Source organism: Kitasatospora sp. NPDC059795 (assembly GCF_042732175.1).
Taxonomy (GTDB): domain Bacteria; phylum Actinomycetota; class Actinomycetes; order Streptomycetales; family Streptomycetaceae; genus Kitasatospora.
In genome coordinates this window covers 93,367-108,582 of sequence record NZ_JBHWID010000003.1, presented here as the reverse complement: position 1 = coordinate 108,582, position 15,216 = coordinate 93,367, and the positions used below count along the sequence as shown (strand labels likewise).

The 15,216-nt window shown below is 74.1% G+C and carries 15 protein-coding genes; 8 read left to right on the top strand and 7 right to left on the bottom strand.

The genetic code is table 11. The features are described 5' to 3' along the window. The 3 genes from ggt (at position 1) to ACFV4P_RS07615 (ending at position 3,485) form a co-directional block, all read left to right on the top strand. Positions 1-1,785, top strand: a complete 1,785-nt coding sequence (gene ggt, locus ACFV4P_RS07625) for a gamma-glutamyltransferase (RefSeq protein ID WP_380468361.1) — start codon at positions 1-3, stop codon at positions 1,783-1,785. An 86-nt stretch (positions 1,786-1,871) separates the two neighbouring features. Next, entirely contained in the window at positions 1,872-2,552 is a 681-nt protein-coding gene (locus ACFV4P_RS07620) for a hypothetical protein (protein WP_380468359.1), read from the top strand. A gap of 129 nt (positions 2,553-2,681) precedes the next feature. Further along, on the top strand, positions 2,682-3,485 hold the full coding sequence (locus tag ACFV4P_RS07615) for an exodeoxyribonuclease III (protein WP_380468357.1): 804 nt from the start codon (positions 2,682-2,684) through the stop codon (positions 3,483-3,485). Positions 3,486-3,494: 9 nt separating this feature from the next. Here ACFV4P_RS07615 and ACFV4P_RS07610 read toward each other — a convergent pair whose 3' ends face one another. After that, on the bottom strand, positions 3,495-4,004 hold the full coding sequence (locus tag ACFV4P_RS07610; protein ID WP_380468355.1) for a hypothetical protein: 510 nt from the start codon (positions 4,002-4,004) through the stop codon (positions 3,495-3,497). A 115-nt stretch (positions 4,005-4,119) separates the two neighbouring features. On the opposite strand from ACFV4P_RS07610, the gene ACFV4P_RS07605 reads away from it, so the two are divergent. The 4 genes from ACFV4P_RS07605 (at position 4,120) to ACFV4P_RS07590 (ending at position 8,404) form a co-directional block, all read left to right on the top strand. Continuing rightward, entirely contained in the window at positions 4,120-4,647 is a 528-nt protein-coding gene (locus tag ACFV4P_RS07605; protein ID WP_073808866.1) for a PadR family transcriptional regulator, read from the top strand. After that, positions 4,644-5,330 (top strand): ABC transporter ATP-binding protein, encoded by a 687-nt coding sequence (locus ACFV4P_RS07600; protein ID WP_380468353.1) that lies wholly within the window; start codon positions 4,644-4,646, stop codon positions 5,328-5,330. The genes ACFV4P_RS07605 and ACFV4P_RS07600 overlap by 4 nt, the downstream gene beginning before the upstream one ends. Beyond that, positions 5,327-7,621: an FtsX-like permease family protein gene (locus ACFV4P_RS07595; RefSeq protein ID WP_380468351.1), complete on the top strand. Its 2,295-nt coding sequence runs from the start codon at positions 5,327-5,329 to the stop codon at positions 7,619-7,621. Before ACFV4P_RS07600 ends, ACFV4P_RS07595 begins: the two co-directional genes overlap by 4 nt. 159 nt (positions 7,622-7,780) lie before the next feature. Continuing rightward, positions 7,781-8,404: a hypothetical protein gene (locus ACFV4P_RS07590; protein ID WP_380468349.1), complete on the top strand. Its 624-nt coding sequence runs from the start codon at positions 7,781-7,783 to the stop codon at positions 8,402-8,404. Positions 8,405-8,510: 106 nt separating this feature from the next. Here the strand turns inward: ACFV4P_RS07590 and ACFV4P_RS07585 are convergent, their stop codons facing one another. Together ACFV4P_RS07585 and ACFV4P_RS07580 are read right to left on the bottom strand one after the other, a co-directional pair. Continuing rightward, a complete protein-coding gene (locus tag ACFV4P_RS07585; protein ID WP_380468347.1) occupies positions 8,511-9,200 on the bottom strand; it encodes a lysoplasmalogenase in 690 nt (229 codons plus the stop codon). Further along, a complete protein-coding gene (locus tag ACFV4P_RS07580) occupies positions 9,197-10,072 on the bottom strand; it encodes a sterol desaturase family protein (RefSeq protein WP_380468345.1) in 876 nt (291 codons plus the stop codon). The genes ACFV4P_RS07585 and ACFV4P_RS07580 overlap by 4 nt, the downstream gene beginning before the upstream one ends. 89 nt (positions 10,073-10,161) lie before the next feature. On the opposite strand from ACFV4P_RS07580, the gene ACFV4P_RS07575 reads away from it, so the two are divergent. Continuing rightward, a complete protein-coding gene (locus tag ACFV4P_RS07575; RefSeq protein WP_380468343.1) occupies positions 10,162-11,541 on the top strand; it encodes a DUF2398 family protein in 1,380 nt (459 codons plus the stop codon). 27 nt (positions 11,542-11,568) lie between these two features. On the opposite strand, the gene ACFV4P_RS07570 is transcribed toward ACFV4P_RS07575, so the two are convergent. The 4 genes from ACFV4P_RS07570 to ACFV4P_RS07555 form a co-directional block, all read right to left on the bottom strand. Beyond that, positions 11,569-11,781 carry a cold-shock protein gene (locus tag ACFV4P_RS07570; protein ID WP_380468341.1) on the bottom strand — a complete coding sequence of 71 codons (213 nt, stop codon included), beginning with the start codon at positions 11,779-11,781 and terminating at the stop codon, positions 11,569-11,571. Between the two features lie 75 nt (positions 11,782-11,856). Then, on the bottom strand, positions 11,857-12,021 hold the full coding sequence (locus ACFV4P_RS07565) for a hypothetical protein (RefSeq protein WP_380468339.1): 165 nt from the start codon (positions 12,019-12,021) through the stop codon (positions 11,857-11,859). A 32-nt stretch (positions 12,022-12,053) separates the two neighbouring features. Further along, positions 12,054-13,163: a hypothetical protein gene (locus tag ACFV4P_RS07560; protein ID WP_380468337.1), complete on the bottom strand. Its 1,110-nt coding sequence runs from the start codon at positions 13,161-13,163 to the stop codon at positions 12,054-12,056. Positions 13,164-13,522: 359 nt separating this feature from the next. Then, the gene (locus tag ACFV4P_RS07555) at positions 13,523-15,160 is read right to left on the bottom strand and encodes a BCCT family transporter (RefSeq protein ID WP_380468335.1); all 1,638 of its coding nucleotides are present in this window, start codon (positions 15,158-15,160) and stop codon (positions 13,523-13,525) included. Positions 15,161-15,216 lie beyond the last annotated feature (56 nt).

Sequence of the window (15,216 nt, the reverse complement as noted above, 5' to 3'; positions counted from 1 at the left end):
ATGAGACCCCTCGTCCGTCTCGTCCCCGCACTCGCACTCGTCACCGGACTGCTCTGCACCGCCGCACCCGCCCAGGCCGACCAGGCCGCCGCCACCGGGAAACAGCCCGAGGCCGTCGGCTGGGGCGGAGCGGTGACCAGCGTCGACGCCGACGCCACCGCCGCCGGACTGGAGGTGCTCCGGCGCGGCGGCAACGCCGTGGACGCCGCCGTCGCCACGGCGGCCGCGCTCGGCGTCACCGAGCCCTACTCGGCGGGGATCGGCGGCGGCGGATACTTCGTCCACTACGACGCCCGCACCGGGAAAGTCACCACCCTCGACGGGCGGGAGACCGCCTCGCGGACCGCCGACAGCTCGCTGTTCCTGGAGAACGGGCAGCCGCTGGCCTTCAACGACGCCGTCACCAGCGGCCTGTCCGTCGGCGTCCCCGGCACCGCCGCCACCTGGGAGCAGGCGCTGCGCCGCTGGGGCAGCCGCGACCTGGCCGACGTACTGAAACCGGCCGAGCGGATCGCCGACCGGGGGTTCACGGTCGACCGGACCTTCCAGGACCAGACCGCCCTCAACCAGGCCCGGTTCCAGGACTTCCCGGCCACCCGCGCGCTGTTCCTGCCGAACGGGCAACTGCCCGCCGTCGGCTCCACCCTGCGCAACCCCGATCTCGCCGCCACCTACCGGGAGTTGGGACGCAAGGGCACCGAAGCGCTGTACCGCGGCCCGATCGGCGCCGACATCGTCCGCACCCTCCAGCACCCGCCCGTCGACCCGGCGTCCGGCCGCAACGCCCGCCCCGGGAAGGTCGACGCCGCGGACCTGGCGGCCTACCGGGTGAAGCAGCAGGACCCGACCCACGTCAGCTACCGCGGCCTGGACGTGTACGGCATCGCCCCGTCCTCCTCCGGCGGGACCACCGTCGGCGAGGCGCTGAACATCCTCGGCGCCGGCAGCACCGCCGACCCCGTCCAGTACGACCACCGCTTCCTGGAGGCCAGCCGGATCGCCTTCGCCGACCGCAACCGCTGGGTCGGCGACCCGAGCTTCGTCCAGGTGCCGACCCGTCAGCTCCTCGACCCGGCCTACGGCGCCTCCCGGGCCTGCCTGATCGACCCGAAGCACGCCCTGACCAGCCCGCTCGCCCCCGGCGACCCGTACCACCCGGCGGCGTGCGCGAGCAGCGGGCAGCCGGTGGCCGAACCGTACGAGGGCCTGAGCACCACGCACCTGACGGTCGCCGACCGGTGGGGCAACGTCGTCGCCTACACCCTGACCATCGAGCAGACCGGCGGCAGCGGCATCACCGTGCCCGGCCGGGGCTTCCTGCTCAACAACGAGCTGACCGACTTCAACTTCACCCCGCTCACCCCGGGCGTCCCCGACCCCAACCTGCCCGGCCCGGGCAAGCGCCCGCGCTCCTCGATCTCGCCGACCATCGTGCTCAAGGACGGCAAGCCGTACCTCGCGGTCGGCTCGCCCGGCGGCGCCACCATCATCACCACCGTGCTGCAGGTGCTCACCGGGCGGATCGACCGCGGGCTGACGCTGGAACAGGCCATCGCCGCCCCCCGGGCCAGCCAGCGCAACACCGCCGCCACCCAGGCCGAACCGGCGTTCCTCGCCTCCCCCGAGGCGGCGCAACTCCAGGCCATGGGCCACGTGTTCAGCTCCACCCCGGAGATCGGCGCCGCCACCGGCATCGAACGGCTCCCCGACGGCCGCTGGCTGGCCGCCGCCGAACCCGCCCGCCGAGGCGGCGGCTCGGCCGCCGTGGTGCACCCCTCCCGCTAGTGCCGCGGCCGGCCCGACGGGCTGTCGGGCCGGCCGATCCTGGCAATCGGATGGACGCGAACTCCCGTGTCCGCCATGATCCTTCGGTGTTCACACCGAGACGGCTCGTCCACGTCCTGACCGCCCCGCTGCTCCTTGCAGCCCTGGCGGGCTGCACCGGCGCCCCGCCCGCCGCGCCCCCGTCGCCTGCCGCGCCCCCGTCGCCCGTCGCTTCCGTGCCCCTCGCCTCGCCGTCCGGGACCATCTCCGCCGCCGAGGCCGGGGAGAAACTGACGCACTACGTCCCGGCCGGGCCGGAGGGTTCGACGCAGACGAACCGGGTCCTCGACCTGGACGGCACGGTGGACGCCATGGTCGGCACGGCGGGCACGGACGTGAAGGCCGACGTGCGGAGCCGGCTCGACCGGCACGGCTTCGTGGCGGCGGCCCGCCACTCCTGGACTGCCCCCGACGGGAGGCAGTCCGTCGTCCTCCTGGTGCGCTTCACCGCCGATCCGGGTGCCGAGGCCGTGGCGGACGCCCTCGCGCAGGGCTTTCGGAGCCTCGCCCCCGATACCGTCTTCACCGACCCCGTCGACCTGTCCACCGGTGTGATCATCAACGCCCTCGACGACCAGGGCCGGGCGCGCGTCAGGCTGGTCGCCCCCCACGGCGACGTCGTCGTCGTCACGTACTACCTCAGCCCGGCGACCCCCGACAAGCAGACGGCCGTGAGCCTCTTCGACACGGAACTCAAGTTCCTGCCCACTCCCGGGCTTCCCTGGTAGGTCCGCCCCGGAGAGGCCCGGCCCCGCCTGTCCGACCGGGCGGTGTCGGTGGTGGGCGGTATGTTCGGACGGGGTGACCGGCCCGGTGTCGGGAGCTCCGTCCGTCCGTACCGCCGAGGGAAGGCCGCCGTGACCGTCCGCATCGCCACCTGGAACATCAACTCCGTCACCGCCCGGCTGCCCAAGCTGCTGGAGTGGCTGGAGTCCGCCGAGCCGGACGTCCTGTGCCTGCAGGAACTCAAGTGCACCACCGAGGCGTTCCCGGCCGAGGCGATCGGGGAGCTCGGCTACGAGAGCGCCGCGCACGGCACCGGGCGGTGGAACGGCGTCGCCGTGCTGTCCCGGATCGGGCTGGCGGACGTGGTCCGCGACCTGCCCGGCCAGCCCGGCTTCCTCGCCGACGACGCGATGCTCCCGGTGGTCGAGCCGCGCGCCGTCGGCGCGACCTGCGGGCCCGTCCGGGTCTGGTCGGTGTACGTGCCCAACGGCCGCGAGGTCGACCACGCGCACTACCGCTACAAGTTGGAGTGGCTGGCCGCGCTCCGCGACGCCGTCCGCGAGGACGCCGCCGGCGAGCGCCCGTTCGCGGTCCTCGGCGACTACAACATCGCCCCCACCGACGCGGACGTCTTCGACATCGCCGCCTTCGAGGGCCTCACCCACGTCACCGCCCCCGAGCGCGCCGCCCTGACGGCCCTCCAGGAGGTCGGCCTGCAGGACGTGATCCCCCGCCCGCTCAAGTACGACCACCCCTACACCTACTGGGACTACCGGCAGTTGGCGTTCCCGAAGAACCGCGGCATGCGGATCGACCTCACCTACGCCAACAAGCCGTTCGCGGACGCCGTCACCGACAGCTACGTCGACCGCGAGGCCCGCAAGGGCAAGGGGACGTCGGACCACGCGCCCGTGGTGGTCGACCTCGACCTCTGAGTCGGGGCGTCAGAACAGCAGGGAGACGACGGCCGAGGAAATGACGTTGCACAGCACCGGGTTGGCGTTGACGTAGTCCAACTCGGCCCAGGTGTACAGGGCGACGGCGCACACCCGCAGCGGGTCGGGCTCCGCCGGCGCCCGCCCGTCGGAGCCGGCCAGGCTCCGGCCGTCCTCCAGGAGTTCCGCGCGCAGCACCCCGCGGCGGACGAAGCGCAGAGTGCGGTCGCCCGCGCGGAACTCCACGAAACGGCCGGAGCGCAGCAGGTGCCGGCCGCGCGCGCGGACGTGCAGCTCGGTGCCGTCGAAGGTGCCGGTGACGCCGCGGCGCGCCAGCCTGGCGGCGTGGAAGCCGGGCTGCCCGAACAGGGGCAGCTCGGCCAGCGGGCGGCCGTCGAGCTCCACCCGCCAGGACTCCGTGGCCTCGGTGTACGTCCTCGAACGCGTCCGGTGCAGCGTCAGTTCGCCGAGCTGCGTGGCGACCGACGCCCCGTCCGGGCGCATCTTCGTGAACTCCACCGCTTCGTCTCCTTGTTCGTGAAACCGCAGGTGAAGGCTAGTGGGTGAAGATCTCTGCGTCAGTATTCTCCGAGTGTATAGACGTGAAGTACACCTCCGGCGTACTCTCTCGATCATGAGCGTTCCACTCACCCTGCTCGGGCTCCTCGAACGCGAGCCCAGCCACGGCTACGACCTCAAGCGGGACTACGACGCCTTCTTCGGACGCGGCAAACCGCTGCCCTTCGGCCAGGTGTACGCGACCCTCGGGCGGCTCGCCCGGGACGGCAAGGTCGTCGTCGGAGAACCCGAGGCCGGCGACGGGCCCGACCGCAAGCGCTACGTCATCACCGAGACCGGCGCCACCGAGTTCGAGGACTGGCTCCGCGAACCCGTCGCCGCCGAACCCCACCTGCAGACCGTGCTGTTCAGCAAGGTCGTGCTCGCCCTGATGCTCGGCCGCGACGCCGAGACCTACCTCGACACCCAGCGCTCCGCCCACCTGCGGCGGATGCGCGAACTCACCGAGATCAAGCGCTCCGGCAGCCTGGTCGACGCCCTCCTCGCCGACCACGGACTGTTCCACCTGGAGTCCGACCTGCGCTGGATCGACCTGACCGCCGCCCGACTCGACGCCCTCGCCGCGGAGGTGGCCAAGCGATGACCGAACCCCTGATCCACGCCCGGGACGTCACCCTCGCCTTCGGCGAGACCCCCGCCCTGCGCGGCGCCGAACTCGCCGTCGAGGCAGGCGAGATCCTCGCCATCATGGGCCCCAGCGGCTCCGGCAAGTCCACCCTGCTGCACTGCCTGGCCGGCATCCTCACCCCCGACAGCGGCGAGATCCTCTTCGACGGCCGCCGGATCGACAACCTCGGCGAACAGGAACGCAGCGCACTGCGCCGCGACAGCTTCGGCTTCGTCTTCCAATTCGGCCAGCTGGTACCGGAACTGACGGCCGAGGAGAACGTCGCCCTGCCGCTGCTGCTGAGCGGACAACGCCGGGCCGCGGCACTCCAGCGCGCCCGCGGCTGGTTCCCGAAGCTCGGCCTGGACGGCCTGGAGACCCGCCGCTCCGGCGAACTCTCCGGCGGCCAGGCCCAACGCGTCGCCCTCGCCCGCGGACTGGTCGCCGAACCGCGCGTCCTGTTCGCCGACGAACCCACCGGCGCGCTCGACTCCCTGACCGGCGAACAGGTCATGGACCTGATGGTCGGCTGCGCCCGCGACCAGGGCACCACCGTCGTGCTGGTCACCCACGAGGCCCGGATCGCCGCCTACGCCGACCGCGAGGCGATCGTCCGCGACGGCCGCGCCACCTCGATGAGCGGACGGCTGACCTCATGATCCGGCTCGGACTGCGACTGGCCGTCAGCGGCGGCCGCGAAGCGATCGTCCGGCTGGCCATCACCGCCGGAGCCGTCGCCATCGGCGTCGGGCTGCTGTTCACCACGCTCGCCGCGATCAACGGCGTACACGCCCAGAACGGGCGCAACGCGTGGCTCAACACGTCGTTCGTCAACCGGCTCCCCGCGGATCGGGAGGCCGCGGGGGCCGGAAACGCCGCCGCCGGGCAGCCGGGTGCGGCGGGCGCGGTCGATCCGATGTGGTGGTCGACCAGGCGGGACACCGTGCTCGGGCGGGAGCTCGGGCGGGTCGACGTGGCGACGACCGGGCCGCGGGCCGCCGTCCCGCCCGGAGTGGCGCGGATGCCCGCGGCGGGGGAGTACTACCTGTCGCCCGCGCTGGCGCGGCTGGTGGACGAGATGCCGCCCGCGCAGCTCGGGGACCGCTTCCCGGGGCACCGGATCGGCATCATCGGGCCGGAGGCGCTGCCCGCGCCCGACAGCCTGATCGCGCTGGTCGGCCGGACCCCGCAGGAGATGCAGGGGATACGCGGCGCCGCGCTGGTCGACCGGATCGCCACCGAGTCGCCCGACCGGTGCGGCGAGTGCGTGGTGGGCATCAAGTCCAACGGCGTGGACCTGATCCTGACGGTGGTGACGGGCGCCCTGGTCTTCCCGGTGCTGATCCTGATCGGCACCGCGACCCGCCTGAACGCCGCCCGCCGCGAGCAGCGCTTCGCCGCGATGCGGCTGGTCGGCGCGACGCCCCGGCAGGTGTCGATCGTCTCCGCCGTGGAGGCGACGGTCGCCGCCGCGGCCGGGGTGGCGCTCGGCGTCCTGCCGTTCCTGGCGCTGCGCGGCACCGTCGCGAAGGCCCGGCTGACCGGCAGCCCGTTCTTCCTCGCCGACCTCTCCCTGACGCCCCTGCAGATCCTCGGGGTGGCGCTGGGCGTCCCGCTGGCCGCCGCCGTCGCCGCCCGGATCGCGCTGCGCCGGGTGCAGATCTCGCCGCTCGGGGTGAGCCGCCGGGTGACGCCGAAGCCGCCGCGGGCGTGGCGGGTGGCGCCGCTGGTGGCGGGCCTGGTGGAGCTGGTCGCCTTCCTGATCTGGCACCCGGGGTCGGTGCCCGGGCAGGTCAAGGGCTACCTCTCCTCGTTCCTGCTGATCGCCCTGGGCCTGGTGCTGTCCGGCCCGTGGCTGACCATGGTCGGCGCGAACCTGATCGCCCGGCGCACCCAGCGCCCGGCCACCCTGATCGCGGTGCGCCGGCTGGCCGACAATCCGACCGCCGGGTTCCGCGCCGTCAGCGGACTGGTGCTGGCGCTGCTGGTGATGACCGCGACGCTGGGCGTCATCACCACCATCAGCCAGGAACGCGACCACCCGCACGGCGGCCCGCAGTTCAACCACCTGATGGTCAACGACCTCAGCAACGGCTACGACCCGGACCACCGGCCCAACAGTCAGGGCCGCCCCGCCCCGCCCGAGCTGATCGAGCGGCTGCAGAACGTGCCGGGCGTTCGGACCGTCCTGCTGTCCCACCCGGTCGACGAGGCCGTGCCCGTGCACTCCGCCGACGGCGACAACACCGCCCGGCAGGTGGTGGACTGCCGCCCGCTGAACGCCGTCGTGCTGTACGGCCACTGCGCGCCCGGCGCGCAGACCGCCTACGTGCCGTCCCCCTGGTACGGCTGGGTCGACGAGACCGCCACCCAGTGGCCGACCGCGCCGTACACGGTCGAGCAGCTGGCCGGGCTCGGAGTGCTGAACGTGGTCGTCGACACCGACGGCTCGGCCGCCGCCGTCGAACAGGCCCGCACCATGGTGGACACCGCCTACTCGGCGCCCCGGCAGGCCCTGACGCTCTCCGAGGCCTTCAAGATGGCCGGCGCCGAGACGCACGCCTACCAGCAGCTGGCCGACGCGGTGATCCTCGCGACCTTCCCGATCGCGGGCTGCAGCCTGGCGGTGAGCCTGGCCGGATCACTGAGCGAACGCAAGCGGCCGTTCAGCCTGCTGCGCCTGACCGGCGTGTCGCTGGGCACGCTGCGCCGGGTGGTGGCGATGGAGTCGGTGGTGCCGCTGCTGGCGATGGCGGCGGTCGCGGTCGCCGTCGGGCTGCTCGCCGCCGACCTGTTCCTGCGCTCGCAGCTGCAGTACTCGCTGCACGCGCTGGGCGTCGGCTACTACGTGACGGTGGGCGCCGGCCTGACCGCCGCGCTGGCGATCATCGGGGCGACCCTGCCGCTGCTGCGGCGGATCACCGGACCGGAGACCGCCCGCAACGAGTGACCGCCCGCCGAAGGGGCCGTTCGGGTTCGGAGCATCCTCCGCCCGAACGGCCCTTGAGGTGTCGCCGGGCCCGGCGGCGCTGCCTAGCGTGGTCGGTGACCAGGAGTAGCGGTGCGGACACGCGCCGCCGCCCCCGCCCGACCCCCCTGGAGGTACGGCATGCGCCGAACGCGCACCGCCGCCGCTCTGCTCGGCACCACCGCACTGCTCGGCACCACCGCACTGCTCGCCCTGGCCGGCCCCGCGTCCGCCAAGGGCAGCCAGCCCGCCTGGGTCAGCCCGGCGCAGGCGCAGCCCGGCCAGTCCGTCGCGGTCAGCGTGAACTGCGCCGGCAGTTCGACGAAGTCCCTGACCGCGACCTCGCCGGTCTTCGCCGGCGGCTCGACCACGCTCAGCGTCGGCCCCGACGGCAAGTACTCCGGCACCGCGACCGTGATCTCCGCGAAGGAGATGGTCGACGCCGCCGCCAAGCGCGGCAGCGCCGGCGAGTCGTCCTGGGGCATCGACGGCAAGTGCCCGAACGGCGACACGTTCGTCGGCGCGGTCGCCGTCGGCGGCGCCGCGGCCGGCAGCGGCAGCACGTCCGGAACCGGAGGCACCGGCGGCACCGGCCGCGAGTGGGAGGGCAGCAGGCTCCCGCACGGCGGGGTGGAGACCGGGGTCGGCGGATCGGTCGGCATGGACACCGGGCGGCTGGCCGCCGGGGCCGCGCTGGTGACGGCGGGAGTGGCCGGGTTCTGGCTGCTGCGCCGCCGCGGGTCGGCCACCGGCCGGTCGCTCTGAGCGGCCCGCCGGTACGCGCCCACCGTACCCGGCAGGCTCCGCGTCCCCCGGAGACCACGGAGGGCGGCACCCACCGTCACGGTGGGGCCGCCCTCTTCCGCGTGCGTCAGACCGCCGGCGCCACGGCGGGCTGCGGGGCGGGGGAGTCGGTGCGCCGCAGGGTGCCGATGGTCAGCAGGTACTGGCCGACGATGTACGTCAGCATGATCAGGAAGCTGTGCATCGGCAGGTGCTTCCAGTGCGCGATGTCGGTGGCGATCAGCGTGTCGGACAGCAGGAACAGCGCACCGCCCACGCCCGCCCGCCAGTCGATCCGGGACGAGGTCAGCGCGGTGGCGGCCAGCAGCAGGCTGTAGCAGGCCATCGGGATCCGCATGCCGGCGTCCAGGTCCGGCAGCAGCAGGGTGATCAGCGTCGCCCAGACCACCGCGTAGCCGACCGCGAGGAGCGCGGTGCGGCGGCGGTCGGCGAGCGCGCCGAGCTTCACGAACATCGTCACGTAACAGGCGTGGCCGACCGCGAACGAGCCCATGCCGGCCAGGAACCCGCCGGTGCCGCCGACCTGAAGCAGGATGTCGCCGCCCGCGCCGAACAGCAGCGCCGGGATCAGCAGCCTCGGCGTCGAGGGCCGCGCCGACGCCCACACCCAGGCGGCCAGCAGCGGCATCAGCAGCGGCTTGGTGGAGTACCGCAGGATCGGCACGTCGGCGGCGATCGCCAGCAGGTGTGCGGCCGAGACGACGGCGAAGGCGATCAGCAGGGCCCGCGCGGTGCGCGGGTCATGGGCGGGGCTCATGCGGGGGCACTCTCCGGTGAGGCGGCAGGGGTCTCGGTACGCGGCGCGGGCTGCCAGCCCGGGCCCTTCGCCAGGTGGCGCAGCCGGTCTCCCCAGCTGGTGGCACGTGCGACGTCCCGAGCGATCGCCGCGTACTCGTGGGTGGCGACCTTCAACGGATTGTAGGTCGATATGTTCTTGGTCAGTCCGTACACCGGCTGCGCGGCCTCGGCCGCGAAGGAGCCGAACCAGCGGTCGAAGACGATCAGGATGCCGCCGAAGTTGCGGTCCAGGTAGCCGCCCTGCGAGGCGTGGTGCACCCGGTGGTGCGACGGCGTGTTGAACAGGTACTCGACCGGCCGGGGCAGCTTCCCGATCCGCTCGGTGTGGATCCAGAACTGGTACACCAGGTTCACCGAACTGCAGAACGCCACCGCCGCCGGGTGCACGCCCGCCAGGATCATCGGCACGTAGAACACCCAGCCGGTGACGGACGTCCAGGGCTGGCGCAGCGCCGTCGACAGGTTGTAGTGGCGGCTGGAGTGGTGCACCACGTGGCAGGCCCACAGCACGCGGATCACGTGGTGGCCGCGGTGCGACCAGTAGTAGACGAAGTCGTAGGCGAGCAGCATCAGCGGCACCGTCCACCACAGCACCGGCGCCCGAAGCGGCGTCAACTCGTACAGGAACGAGTAGATCGCCACGATCGGGATCTTCCACCCGGCGTCGAACAGCAGCGAGCCCAGACCCATCGACAGGCTGGCCGCGGTGTCCTTCGCGGCGTAGCCCTGCTCGTCGTCGTCGGGGTGGAACCGGTAGGAGGCGATCTCCAGGACGGTGAGCAGCACAAAGGCCGGTATCGACCACAACACGACATCGGGCAGGTGAGGCATGCCCGGAACCATAAGGGACCCGGGCGGCGTGCGGAAGAGGTAGTTACCGGCGCGTACAGTCCGGTTCGGCGTCTAGGCTTGGGGACGACATGGAGCGGCAGGAAGCAGCCGCCGGCGCCCGAACGGCCACCGGCGGCACGGGGATCGGACGCACGGGCGGGGCGACACGCCTCGCGGCCGCCGCCCGGCCGTACCCGGCGGACGCCGGTACCGGAAGCGAACTCGCCGATTCCGCGCGGGAGTTGGCCGGGAGGTTCGCCGCCGCCGAGCCGGCCGGGGCGGACCTGCTGGCCTCCGCCGTGTTCGGCGCGTACGGCGCCCGACACCTCGGCGGCGCACCCCAGCAGGCCGAACCCGCACCCGGCACCAGCTGGTGGCACGGACCGAGCGTCCACCACACCACCTCCCCGCTGTTCCGGCCCCTCGGCTACCGCCGGATACGGCGCGAAGGCCCCGCACTGCCCGCCCCCCGCCCCACCGGCGGCGGCCGGCACCGCAAACCCGAACGCCCCACCACCGAACTGCGCATCGCCGCCCGGCTGCTGCTCACCCACCCGCTGGTCACCGCCGACGGCCCGCACGGCGCGTCCCTCCCGCTGATCCGCCGTCACGCCGTCACCCTCGCCGAACGCTTCCACACCCTGCTCGGCTACCGGCTCACCCTCGGCCCCGCCCACGCCCGCCTGCACAAGGCCGCCCTCCCCGGCCGCGGCCTGCCCGGCCTCGACCCCGCCGGATACGCCGCCCTCGTCCGCGCGCTCGGCGAGATCGGCCGCGGCGCACGGCCGGACGCCGTGCCCGACGCCGTACGGGCCGTGCTCGACCGGTGGCAGCCGACCCCCGAACTCGCCGCCGACCTGCTCACCGCACCCGAACTGCCGCCCGCCGGACCCGCATCGACCGTCCGCCGACTGCTCGCCGAAACCCCCGTGGTGCTCCTCGACGACCTCGCGCCCGCCGAGCGCGACCACCTGCGCGACGCCGCCCCCGCAGAGACGGAACGATTCGCCGACGTGCTCGGCCTCACCGCCGAGATCCGCGCCGAAGGCATCGCCCTGCTCGACCCCGCCGACGAACTCACCGACCTCGCCCTCCCCGGCACCGGCACCCTCGCCCAGGCCGCGCTGCTCCTCGCCGAACGCCTGGCCGAGGACCTCCGCCCCGTCGACACCGAGAGCGCCCCGCCCGCCGTGCTGATCCCCGACGCCCTCATCGACGGCACCCTCGGCGACATCACCGACGACTACGGCATGAGCGCCGGATGGGACGCGGGCTACCTCGCCGACCTCGCCGCGTTCCGCCGCGACGCGCTCGACCTGCTCCACCGCATGGGGCTCGCCGCCCCGGCCGGCCGCAACTGGCTGCTGCGCGCCCCCGCCGCCCGCTACGCCCCCCGCGCCGAACTCCAGCCCGCCCCGGGCTCCGGCCGCCACTCCCGCCCCCGGGGCAGGGACCGCCAGGCGGTGTGAGCGCGGACGCCCGGCGGTGACCCGCGGTCAGAGCGTCAGCGGGCGGACGTGTTCGGCGACCGGCCGGAACTCCTGGACGGTGCTGTCGTACTGGACGCGCTGGCCCTGGTGGAGGAAACGGTCGTCCTCGGCGGCCAGGACGGAGTCGTAGTAGACGGCGACGTCGGGGCCGCCGTCGTCCGGGGCGATGTAGCCGTAGGCGTGGCGGGTGTCGAACCAGCGGACGGTGCCGGTCTCCATGGCGGGGCTCCCTTCGGGCCGGTCACCCTCAGTATCGGATGCGGCCCGGGAGCCCACCACTCGTTCGGAGCAGCGTCAGCGCTGCGCGGCGCTCACCGCGGGCGTCCGATGGCCGACGGTCTCCACGGTGGCGGCGACGCCGAACGAACCGAGGACGACGGAGGCCGCGACGGCGGCGCAGGCGAGCAGTCGGCGGTGCCGCTTGGGCAGCGGGAAGGCCGAGGCAGTGCTGGCGTTCATGACAGGGAGCCTGACAGTGCGGCGTTACGCGGTCACGAAACGCGGGTGAAATCCGGAAGGGATCTCGGCGTCGGAACCTCCACCGCCGGATCGCCGCAGGTCGGACGGGCAGTCGTGGGTGTGCGCAGCAGACGTGGCAGGAACGAGGCCAGCACCTGCTGGGCCGCGCCGTAGAAGAAGATCGGCAGCAGCACCGCCGGGTGCCCGCCGAACTGGGAGCCGGCCAGGGCGGCCGCCGCGCTGGTGTTGTTCAGACCGGAGGCGAGGGTGAGCGTGGTGCGGGCGGCCGGCGCGGCGGGGGAGCGGCGGGTGGCCAACCAGCCCGCCAGGAACGGCCCCGCGCAGACCAGCGCCCCGCACCCGGCGGCCACCGCGACCAGCCGGGGCTCGGGCCGCAGCACGATCTCCCGGGCCACGCCCGCCGCGTTCAGGTACGTCAGGGCGAGCGCGTTCAGCAGGCCCAGCAGCCGGAGCCGGGGGAGCAGCGCGGCGCGCAGCCGGCCGCGCAACGGGCGGCGGGTGACGCGGCGGGCCAGCAGGCCCGCCAGGCAGGGCAGCGCCACCCACAGCGCCATGAACCGGCAGGTGGCGTCGGAGTGGGCGAGCGCGTCCAGCACCCGGCGCGGGCCGCCGCTCTCCGGTTCCTCGGCGAGGGCGAGTCCGAGCGGGGTGGTGAGCGGGCTGAGCAGCGTCGTGGTGAGGACCAGGCCGAGGCCCAGCGGCGCGTCCCCGCCGACCCGGGCGCCCCAGGTCTGCGCGGCGCCGGCCACCGGCATCGCGGCGGTCAGCGCCAGCCCCACCACCAGCCAGCGCGCCTCCCGGGCGTCCGGCCAGCACCCGGCGGCGGCCCGCTCCGCGCCGAGCAGCACCACCGCCCGCAGCACCAGCGCCACCCCCAGGCCGGTCAGCAGCAGCCCCGGCCGCAGCAGCGCCCGCCCGACGTCCGCCGCCCGGGTCTCGAACCCGCCGATGAACATCGCCGCGACCAGCATCAGCATCGGCACCGTCACCCCCGCCGCCCGGCAGTGCCGGATCTCCCCCGCCGCCCCCGGCAGCACCGCGCCCAGCAGGCAGGCGGCGAGGGTGGCGGCGGCCAGACGGCGCCGCAGGGCGCGGTCGAGGGCGGTGCAGAGCGGACGCATGGGCGGACGGGCTTCCGGGCGGACGGGCTTTCGGGCGGACGGGCTTTCGGGCGGACGGGCTTTCGGGCGGACGGGCTTTCGGGGGAGCGCGGGGGGAGTGCCGACGGCGGCGCGTCCTCGGGCTGGGCGCGTGCGGGTACGGCGGGGAGGCGGGCCGTCGGGGCGGCTCCCGGCGGGCGCGGGCGGATGACGGCCGCCCGGCCGCCGTGCGGCGTGGAGACCGACCCGGATCAGCCTGCCACCGCCCCGGGGCGGCCTTGACCATGACGAACTCTTGGTAAAGGCGGGCGAGTTGCCGCCTCGCCCAGTCGCCGCACGGGGACCGGCCCGTCGGGGCGGGCCGTGGCGGCGGGCCCGTTTCACTCCTGCGGGCGAGACCGCCCGGGGTACTCCTCGCCGACCGCCGTGCCGAGCGCGTCCCGCAGCCCGTGCGCCGGGTGCATGCGGGACGGCCCGGCCGCCGGGTCGGCGCGCAGTTCGCGGACCAGCGCCACGCACAGCGCCAGCATCACCAGGACGAACGGCAGCGCGACCAGGATGGTGGCGTTCTGCAGCGCCGTCAGCCCGCCCGCCAGCAGCAGCGCCGCCGCGACCGCCGCCATCAGCGCGCCCCACACCACCACCAGCCAGGTCCGCGGGTGCAGCGCGCCGCCCGAGGAGAGCGAACCCAGCACCAGCGAGGCGGAGTCCGCCGAGGTGATGAAGTACAGCATCACCAGCAGCACCGCGATCACGCTGGTCAGCGAGCCCAGCGGCAGCGCCTTCAGCATCTCGAACAGCCCGGCGTCCGCGCCCTGCGGAATGGTCGCGACCAGGTCGGCCGCGCCGGTGGACTGCAACCGGATCGCCGAGGCGCCCATCACCACGAACCAGACCGTGGTCGCCCCGCTGGGCACCAGCAGCACGCCGACCAGGAACTGGCGCACCGTCCGGCCGCGCGAGATCCGGGCGATGAACGTGCCGACGAACGGCGCCCAGGACAGCCACCACGCCCAGTAGAAGATCGTCCAGGAGCCCAGCCAGTCCTCGTTGGTGAACGCCCCGGTCTGGGTGGCCAGCACCGCCAGGTCGGAGAGGTAGCCGCCGACCGTGGACGGCAGCGCGTCCAGCACGAACACCGTCGGGCCCACCACGAACACGAACGCCATCAGCGCCGCCGCCAGCAGCACGCTGGCCGTGGACAGCCACTTCACGCCCCGGTGCACCCCCGACATCGCGGACAGCACGAACGCGCCGCCGAGCGCCGCGATCACCACCAGCTCCACGCCCTGGGTGGCCCGGACGTCCGTCACGTACCCGAGACCGCCCGCCACCTGGATCGCGCCCAGGCCCAGGCTGGTCGCCGAACCGAACACCGTCGCGAACACCGCCAGCAGGTCGATCACCCGGCCCGCCCAGCCGTGCGCCCGGCGCTCGCCCAGCAGCGGCACGAACGCCTCCGACATCCGGTTGCCCCGGCCCTTGCGGAACGTCGTGTACGCCAGCGCCAGACCGCCCACCGCGTAGATCGCCCACGGGTGCAGCGTCCAGTGGAACAGCGAGAACTCCAGCGCCCGCTGCGCCGCCGCCGGGGTCTGCGGCGCGATGTCCGAGCCGGGCTGCGGCTGCGCGTACAGCTGGAGGGGCTCGCCGACGCCGTAGAACAGCAGGCCGATGCCCATGCCGGCGCTGAACATCATCGCCACCCAGGCCAGCGTGGAGAACTCCGGCTCCTCGCCGTCCCGGCCGAGCGGAATCCGGCCGAACCGGCTCACCGCGAGCACCACCGCCAGCACCAGGAACACGTCCGCGGCGACCACGAACAGCCAGCCGAAGGAGTGCAGCACCCAGGACAGCGCGGTGCCCGACGTCCGACTCAACGAGTCCTCCGCGAACACCCCCCAGGCGACCACCGCCAGCACGGCGACCGCGCCGACGCCGAACACCACCCGGTCCAACGGGAAGGCGTCCGGCGACGCGGGCTGACGGTCGGTCGAAGGCTCCGAAGGTGTGGACATATGAGGCACTATGTCCACACCTGCCGGTTTCGGGGTAGGCGGCACGCCGAGAGCCG